The organism is Arcobacter sp. (assembly GCF_050300555.1).
Lineage (GTDB): Bacteria > Campylobacterota > Campylobacteria > Campylobacterales > Arcobacteraceae > Arcobacter.
In genome coordinates, this window is the sequence record NZ_JBNKXY010000097.1 from 1 (window position 1) to 810 (window position 810).

1 protein-coding gene is annotated in these 810 nt (G+C 29.6%); it reads left to right on the forward strand.

The features are described from left to right. Positions 1-810: FAD-binding oxidoreductase (locus ACQY5W_RS13075; protein ID WP_428025414.1), on the forward strand; the 810-nt coding region annotated here is incomplete at both ends.

Here is an 810-nt window from a genome sequence, read left to right on the forward strand (position 1 = left end):
AGTTATATAAGTTTAGAACCAGCTCTTACTGGTGAACAAGCAAATAACATATTAAAAGAGTTTAACAAAAAAATAGGGCCAGATCCAGCTAGTATCAATGCAGCTATGATAGGTGGAATTGCAGCAAATAATGCATCAGGAATGTGTTGTGGAATATCCCAAAACTCATATAAGACTCTAAAATCAATAAAACTTATAATGGCTGATGGAACAAGACTTGATACAGCCTCTGAAAAATCTAAAAAAAGATTTAAACATCAACATAAAGAGTTTTTGGATAACTTAAAAGAACTGGCAAAAAAGACAAAACAAGATAAAGAGTTAAAAGCTCTGATTGAGCGAAAATTTAAAATTAAAAACACCTGTGGATACTCTTTAAATGCACTAGTTGATTATGAAGATGAGTTTGATATCTTATCTCACTTAATTATCGGAAGTGAAGGTACTTTAGCCTTTATTGAAGAGGTTACTTACAATACTGTTGAGGATTATCCAAATAAAGCAAGTGCCTTAATATTTTTTGAAAATATCAAAGATGCTTGTGATGCAGTATCTAAAATAAAACTTGCTAAAGATGACAATAAAATTATCGTTGATGCAGTTGAACTTATGGATAATAAAGCACTTAAATCTGTTCAAGATAAAGAGGGAATGCCAAGTTATCTTAAAGAGTTTGATAACGAAGTAACTGCTCTATTAGTAGAGACTAGAGCAAATCTAAAAAAAGATTTAAAAACACAAACAAAAGATATTGAAACTATTTTAAGTGAATTTAAAACAGTAAGACCTATCAAATTTACTTCAAAAGTA